At 67.1% G+C, this 7491-nt stretch carries 7 protein-coding genes; 4 read left to right on the forward strand and 3 right to left on the reverse strand.

Annotated features, from left to right (window positions below):
• The 4 genes from ACFWF3_RS17015 to rsgA all read left to right on the forward strand — a co-directional run.
• A partial coding sequence (locus tag ACFWF3_RS17015; protein WP_379314407.1) for an ABC transporter ATP-binding protein occupies nt 1–821 on the forward strand: 821 nt, incomplete at its 5' end.
• Nucleotides 818–1906 (forward strand): glycosyltransferase, encoded by a 1089-nt coding sequence (locus tag ACFWF3_RS17020; protein WP_378996802.1) that lies wholly within the window; start codon nt 818–820, stop codon nt 1904–1906. The genes ACFWF3_RS17015 and ACFWF3_RS17020, both read left to right, overlap by 4 nt.
• 64 nt (nt 1907–1970) lie before the next feature.
• Nucleotides 1971–2507, forward strand: coding sequence for a hypothetical protein (locus ACFWF3_RS17025; protein ID WP_379314408.1), 537 nt, complete (start codon nt 1971–1973; stop codon nt 2505–2507).
• A gap of 297 nt (nt 2508–2804) precedes the next feature.
• Nucleotides 2805–3836, forward strand: a complete 1032-nt coding sequence (gene rsgA, locus ACFWF3_RS17030) for a ribosome small subunit-dependent GTPase A (RefSeq protein ID WP_379314409.1) — start codon at nt 2805–2807, stop codon at nt 3834–3836.
• Between the two features lie 76 nt (nt 3837–3912).
• On the opposite strand, the gene ACFWF3_RS17035 is transcribed toward rsgA, so the two are convergent.
• From ACFWF3_RS17035 to ACFWF3_RS17045, 3 genes are all read right to left on the reverse strand, one after another.
• Nucleotides 3913–4827 (reverse strand): GNAT family N-acetyltransferase, encoded by a 915-nt coding sequence (locus ACFWF3_RS17035; protein WP_379314410.1) that lies wholly within the window; start codon nt 4825–4827, stop codon nt 3913–3915.
• Nucleotides 4828–4830: 3 nt separating this feature from the next.
• Entirely contained in the window at nt 4831–6729 is a 1899-nt protein-coding gene (locus ACFWF3_RS17040; protein WP_379314411.1) for a glycosyltransferase, read from the reverse strand.
• 109 nt (nt 6730–6838) lie between these two features.
• On the reverse strand, nt 6839–7387 hold the full coding sequence (locus ACFWF3_RS17045; RefSeq protein ID WP_378996790.1) for a GtrA family protein: 549 nt from the start codon (nt 7385–7387) through the stop codon (nt 6839–6841).
• Between the last annotated feature and the right edge of the window lie 104 nt (nt 7388–7491).

Raw genomic sequence — 7491 nt, forward strand, 5'->3', positions numbered from 1 at the left:
CCCATGAGGCGTGGGTCGAGTTCCCGATCTTCGACGCCAAGTCGCGGTCGCTGAAGAAGGCGTTCCTCGGCAAGGCGGGCGGCGCGATCGGGCGCAACAGCTCCGATGTGGTGGTGGTCGAGGCGCTGCGCGACATCAACCTCTCGCTCAAAGAAGGCGACCGGGTGGGCCTGGTCGGCCACAACGGCGCGGGCAAGTCGACGCTGCTGCGTTTGCTCTCGGGCATCTACGAACCCTCGCGCGGCAGTGCGCGCATCCGCGGCCGGGTGGCGCCGGTGTTCGACCTCGGCGTCGGCATGGACCCGGAGATCTCCGGCTACGAGAACATCATCATCCGCGGCCTGTTCCTCGGGCAGACGCGCAAGCAGATGATGGCCAAGATCGACGAGATCGCCGACTTCACCGAGCTCGGTGAGTACCTGTCGATGCCGCTGCGCACCTACTCCACCGGCATGCGGGTGCGGCTGGCGATGGGTGTGGTCACCTCGATCGACCCCGAGATCCTGCTGCTCGACGAGGGCATCGGCGCGGTCGACGCGGAGTTCATGAAGAAGGCCCGTACGCGGCTGCAGTCGCTGGTCGCGCGGTCGGGCATCCTGGTGTTCGCCAGCCACTCCAACGAATTCCTCGCCCAGCTCTGCGATACCGCGATGTGGATCGACCACGGTCAGATCCGCGAACAGGGCGGGATCGAGGACGTTGTGCGAGCGTATGAAGGGCCCGAGGCGGGTAATCACGTGGCACAGGTGTTGCGTGATCTGGAAACCGAGGGCGCACTCGGCGCGGCGGGCGAGAAGAAGCTGGAGCAGAATCAGGTATGAGCGGTCAACGTGACGAGGCTGCCCCGGCTGCCGTGCCGGGTGGGTTCAGCATGACCGACCGTCTCGAGGCGACGCCGGCACCCGTCGAGCCCGCCGCCGTGCTGCCCGGCGACGCGCTGCCCGCGGTGGTGCTGCCCGACGACGCGGAACTGCCCCCCGGTGCCGAACCCGCCGACATCACGACCGAGACCGGCCCGACCGCGCGGATCATCGCGGTGGTCGTCACGCACAAGCGTCGCGAACTGCTCGCCGAGTCGTTGAAAGTGCTCGCCTCGCAGACGCGTCCGGTGGACCATCTGATCGTCGTCGACAACGCCAACGAGGACGCGGTGGCCGAGCTGGTCGCGCAGCAGCCGATCGAGGCCACCTACCTGGGTTCACGCCACAACCTCGGCGGCGCGGGCGGTTTCGCGCTCGGCATGCTGCACGCGCTCACCCAGGGCGCGGATTGGGTGTGGCTGGCCGATGACGACGGCCGCCCCGACGGGCCCGAAGTACTCGCGACCCTGATCGATTGCGCGCGCAGGCACAACCTGGTCGAGGTGTCGCCGGTGGTCTGCGATATCGACGAGCCGGACCGGCTCGCGTTCCCGCTGCGCCGCGGCGTGGTGTGGCGGCGGCTGCGTTCGGAGCTCGGCGACGAGGACTTCCTGCCCGGCATCGCGTCGCTGTTCAACGGCGCGCTGATCTCGGCGAAGGCCGTCGACCTGATCGGCGTGCCCGACCTGCGGCTGTTCGTGCGTGGCGACGAGGTGGAGGTGCATCGCCGCCTGGTCCGCTCCGGGCTGCCGTTCGGCACCTGCTTGCAGACCGCCTACCTGCATCCCAACGGCGCCGAGGAATTCAAGCCGATCCTGGGCGGGCGAATGCACACCCAGTACCCGGACGATCCGGTGAAGCGCTACTTCACCTACCGCAATCGCGGTTACCTGATGTCGCAGCCCGGTATGCGGAAGCTGTTGCCGCAGGAGTGGATCCGATTCTCCTGGTTCTTCCTGGTGACCCGCCGCGACCCGGCCGGCCTCAAGGAATGGTTCCGGCTGCGGTCGCTGGGCCGCAACGAGCACTTCGGTAAACCCGACTAGCCCCCGAAACTAGGGGGTAGTTCCCTCTGGCAACAATCTGCCGTTCGGTCTTACGATGCGAACCGTGACCTTCGCAAAGAGTTTCGCATCCGCCGCGGCGACCGTGCTCGCCGGCGCCGCGCTCTGTCTCGCCGCCCCCGGCACCGCCCAGGCGGACGACCAGTGCCAGCTCGGCTGGTCCAATGTCGGCCCGCGCTCCTGCGTGATGAACGAAGTCAGGACCGCGCCGGTGGCTACCCTGGGCAACGGCGTCTGCGTCGGCATCCTGAACGTGGCGGGCACCGCGTTCGACGGACCGCTCAATTCTCCGAGCGTGGCGCCCGGCGCCACCCACAGCATCGCCCTGCGCGTCTCGCAGGGCTTCTCCCCACTCGGCAACTGGGCGCCCACCGTGCTGGCATGCGATGTGAACGTTGTCGTCGACTGGAAGAACCTGGACAGCGGCGCCACCGGCTCGGTGACCCGCTTCATCCCGGCCACCAGCACCAGCACCTACCCGGTCCAGGACGTGATCGCGAACACCGGCCCCGGTCGAGTCCAGGTCACGGTCCGCACCGACAAGCCCAACATCCCCCAGTCGACCGAAGTATTCGTGCCGTAGCCCCGAACGCCTACCTGCGGGACAGCAGGCGTGCCGTCATCGGGCCGCGCAACAGCGCGAGTTCGCCTCTGTGACGACGGCGCGGGACCGCGCACGGAAAATGAGTTGCCGGGTGTCGGCGTGGTCGGGCACAGTGGTGTTCGAACGTTGGAGAGGAGGTGGATGTCCGTGAGTACACACGTGTGGATTGCCGTGGCCGGGCGGCGCGATTGTGCGCCTGCCCAGGTTGCTCCGGACATCACCTCTACTCGCTGAACCCGTCGTTCGGGTTCGGCACCCGACGAAGGATTCCTTACGATGGTCGACTACGACCTGCTCGTCCCTTACGGCTGGACCGAAGCCGTAGCTTCTGAATATCTGCCGCTGCTCGGCGATCTCGCACCCGTTCGCATCGTGCGGATGGACCGCAGCGAATGCGATGTGGTGACCCCGCACGGCCCGGCGCGAGCCGCCTGCCCGCGCGACATCACCGGACTGTGCACCGGCGACTGGGTCGGACTCGATGCCGAAGGCATTGTGCGGCAGCTGCTCCCCCGGCGCTCGGCGATCATGCGATCGTCGGTGTCGGGGCGCTCGGTGGCCCAGGTGCTGGCCACCAATGTGGATACCGTGCTGATCTGCTCTGCCGCCGATGGTGACGTCGACCTGGGGCGGATCGAACGAATGCTCGCCCTCGCGTGGGAGAGCAATGCCCAGCCGGTCGTCGTGCTCACCAAAGCCGATGCGGCGGAATATCTTCCGCTCGACGAGGTGCGTGCGGTGGCGCCCGGCGCGACCGTGGTGGCGGTGAGCGCCGCCGCCGCGGTCGGTCTCGAGGTGCTCACCGCGGTGCTCAACGGCACCGTCGCCCTGATCGGGCCGTCCGGTGCGGGCAAGTCCACCCTCGCCAACGCACTGCTGGGCGCGGACGTGTTCGCCACCAACGCGGTTCGCGCGGTGGACGGCAAAGGCCGCCACACCACGGTGCACCGTGAGCTGCGGCCACTGCCCGGCGGCGGCACGCTCATCGACACCCCCGGCCTGCGCGGCATCGGGCTCTACGACGCCGCGGAAGGCATCGGCAAGACCTTCAGCGACATCGAATCCCTCGCTGCCGATTGCCGTTTCGCCGACTGCGTCCACGAGACCGAACCCGGCTGCGCGGTTCAGGCCGGACTAACCGATGGCACCATCACCGAACGCAGGCTGACCAGCTATCGCAAACTCGCGAGAGAGAACGACTGGATGGCGGCCCGCACCGACAAACGCCTGGCCGCCGAACGCGAACGAGTCTGGCGCGACATCAGCAAACAGCAGCGGAAGAACTACCGCGAACGCGGCCGCCGCTGAGCCGGAGTAGTTGATCATCAGGCGCTCACGCGAACACCGGCCGAGAGCCGAACTGCGTCAGTGCCTGATGATCTCGCTAATCCTGTTCGAAGGTGACGTGTGCGCGATGGGACACGGTGGCCTCGGCCAGATCGATGATGTAGTCGATGGTGCCCGAGTCGGAGCCGAAATGGTTGCCGGCGTAGTAGGAGTAATTCACCATGAGCCGGCCGTCGTCCATGGCCACCGCGAGCGCGGGACGGTTCTCCGCTCGTGACCAGCTGTGGTCGATCTCCAGCCCGCCCACCGTGCGCAACTCGCTCCCTGACAGGGCCAGCGTCCAGCGGTTCTCCGGGCCGTGACCGAGATATTCCTTGACATAGATCGTCCGGAATCGCGCGGTGATCACCCGGCCGTCCGGCAGCAGGATGAACGGAACCTCACCCTCGGCGTACAGGTGGCCGGGTTCGGGATCGTCGTGGAGTTCGGTGTGCCACAGGTCGTCGAGTCGTGGTGCGGGCCAGCCTTTTTCCTCGGCCTCGGCACGCAGCGACGACCAGTGCCCGGCTCGAGCCCGCTCGTAGGCGAAGTTGATGACATGGGAGCCGATGTAGCGCTCCACGGTCGTGAACACATCCGGGTCGGCCTGGTTCGGCGCGCTCACCGTTACTTCCGCGGCGCTCGCTGCCTCGTGGACGGCGGCGAGCAGGGCCGCGCCCGCACCTGCGCCCCGCGAGGACTCCGTGATCAGGAATTCCGAGATCCGTAGCTCACCCGCCGACCACTTGCTCGGCTGGAACAGGTCGTAAGTCGCGAAACCGATCGGTGTTTCGTCTTCGACGATCAGCAGTGGTGCCGGTCGCCAGGCGGAGTAGTCGTTCTGGGTGAGCCGCCGTGTACGGCGCATGATGTCGGCCGGACGGTGCACCTCGAAATGCGTGTGCAATTCGGCTTGCAGCCCGGCGGCCGCCTCCGCGTCAGCAGCGGAGGCGGGCCGGACGAAACGCGTCACGGGTCAGCTCGGGTCGATGCCGTACAGCCGTGCCCAGTTCTCCCGGCTCGTGAGTTCCGGTACGGCCCTGCGATATTCGGCCTGCAACGCCGGGAGTTCCTTACGGAGCTTGCGCAAGGTGCGGTAGGCGCGGATGAGCAGTGCGCGAGCACGAGCCTTGTCCCGGCGACGTACCCGCACGCCGGACTGGGAAGCGTCGGTGACCACCACGTGCTCGAACAGGCCGATGTGCCACCAGTGCGCGTCCTCGCGGGTGACGCCGATCAGACCGGGCTGGGTGCGGCCGGTCCACTGGGTGATCGCGCGCTTGATCAGCACCAGGGTGACGCGGCTCGGTTCGCCGCTGGCCCGGCGAACCGAGATGTCGGCGGAGTTCACCGGCGGAGTGGCCGCGGGGTGCTTGATCGTCTCGGGGTAGTCGTTGCGGGTGCTGCGGGCGGCGGCCAGCGCGTCGATACCGCCGTCGCGCAACGCCTTCGGACCCTTCAGGAAGTCCTCGATGCCCTGCAGCGTGGTGTGCACCAGGCCGTACTGCATGCCGACGAGGTGCTCGGCGATGTAGCGGAAGAACTCGCGCGTGATCGCCTTGCCGTCGAGATCGGTGTGCAGGGCGCCGACGATGAGCGAGTTACGGGTGGAGAAGTACCGCGCCCAGTCGTCGTAGTCCTTCCAGTAGAAGTCGGCGTGCCAGACGGCGGCGTTGGGCAGCGTGACGGTGACGAAACCGTGCTCGCGCGCGCGGATGCCGTACTCGACGTCGTCCCACTGGAAGAAGATCGGCACCGGCAGCCCGATCTTCGACACCACCTCGGCCGGGATCAAACAGGTCCACCAGGCGTTGTAGCCCGCGTCGACCCGGCGCTCCTGGTTCTTCTTGAGCATGGAGGTGTTGCGCAGCGCCTTGGGCACCTTCTGGCCGTGCTTGAGCTCGTGCAGGTGCACCTCCTCCGCGCCGACATTGAGATAGTCGGGGTTGAGCAGGAACAGCATCTGCGCGCCGACCAGGGTCGGTTCGACGGTGAGGTTGGCGAACGCCTGCAGGCGCAGCACGGTTTCGGGCTCGCAGAGGATGTCGTCGTCCATCAGGATGACGTCGGCGTGCTCGTTGGCCGCCGACACCTCGTAGAGGCCACGGGTGAAGCCGCCCGCGCCGCCGAGGTTGGGCTGGCGGATGTAGCGCAGTTTGTCACCGAAATCAGGACGGACCTGCTGGAACAGCGGGCGGTCCTCGACCAGGTCGGTGCCCTGGTCGACGACGTACACCGCGTCGATCGCGGCCAGCACGGTCGCGTCCGAGGCCAGCGCGGCGACGGTGTGCGCGCAGTCCTCGGCCCGGTTGAAGGTGCAGATCGCGATGGCGACCGGGCGCACCTTCTCGGGCGCCTGCGCGGTCCAGGCGAGTTCGGTGATGTCGAGTTCGCCCCCGACGGCGTCGAACTCGAGCCACAACGCGCCGCCGTCGACGTACTGATCCAGCGGTGCCGTCAGCGAGACGACCCCGCTGCTCGTTGCCACCAGCGAGGCGATGATCCGGCGGTGCCCGGCGATATCGGAGGCGACCAGCCGCACATTCGCTTTGTTGCCGACCACCAGATGCGCACCCACCGACACCTCGGTGACGGTGGTCCAGCGCTGCCAGTAACTGGCAGCCAACCGGCCGAAGTAGGTGTTGGTGTGTGCGGTCGCGCCCTTGGGCAGGTGCAGCGAGTGCCGTTCCCGGACCGCGGCACCCCCCTTGACGACGGCGTAGAGGTCGTCGTTCACCCGCGCCGACGGCCCGGTGAAGATGCCTCGGGCCAGCACGAGCCGCTCGGGCGCTGAGTGTTCACCCCGCAGCGATGCGGGCGCGGCCTCGCGCCGATCGTTCGATTCGGTCACGGCTTTGGTAGCCGACTGCTCCATGAAGTCCTCGAAATTCTCGGTATCGACTGCGCCGGCGCAGGCAGTCACGTAAAGAAGGGCGTCGCGGCGGGCGGGGCGAGGATATCAATCACACGCCACCCGCGCGTTGTCAGTGAGGAGTTGCCGCACTCCGCGCGTGTTGCTCATCGCTTGCCGATGAGCCGGTGAAAACGAATTTGCTGTAGGCCCAATAGCGGAATACGACCGCCATCGTCTGCCCGACCACAGTGGCGGAAATGTTGTCCGCCAGCGGTGACGACAGATCGAGCACATATCGGGAAAAGCCGAGGCAGCCGAGTTGCAGGAGGATCGCTACGACATTGACGATCGCGTACAGAACATATTCCCGAACAGGGCTGCCGGACTTGCGGTGCGAGTAGGTCCACCACTTGTTGCCGAAGTAGGTGACTACCGTCGCCACCACGATCGCGATGATCTTGGCGACCAGCGGCGAGTGATAGAGCACACCTTCGGAGAAGGAGAAACCCCCACCCCAGAACACCAAAAGGTTGTAGGTCCCCGCGTCGACCAGAAACCCGATCGCCCCGACAACAAGAAACGCCGCACCCTGCCGCAAACCCGCTATCACCTTCGACACGAGGGGAACAGCAGGCGGTTCAACTGATTGCGACACGCCATGACGGTAGCCAACCAGCACCCCGACCCCTAGGGAGGGTCGGCCACGCAGTGGCCGGTTCGCGGCCGGGTCGCCGGTCAGGCGCCGTTGCGTAGGCGACGAAGGAGCAAGCAACGGTGCCTGAC

It is taken from the genome of Nocardia sp. NPDC060220 (assembly GCF_042727815.1).
GTDB lineage: Bacteria > Actinomycetota > Actinomycetes > Mycobacteriales > Mycobacteriaceae > Nocardia.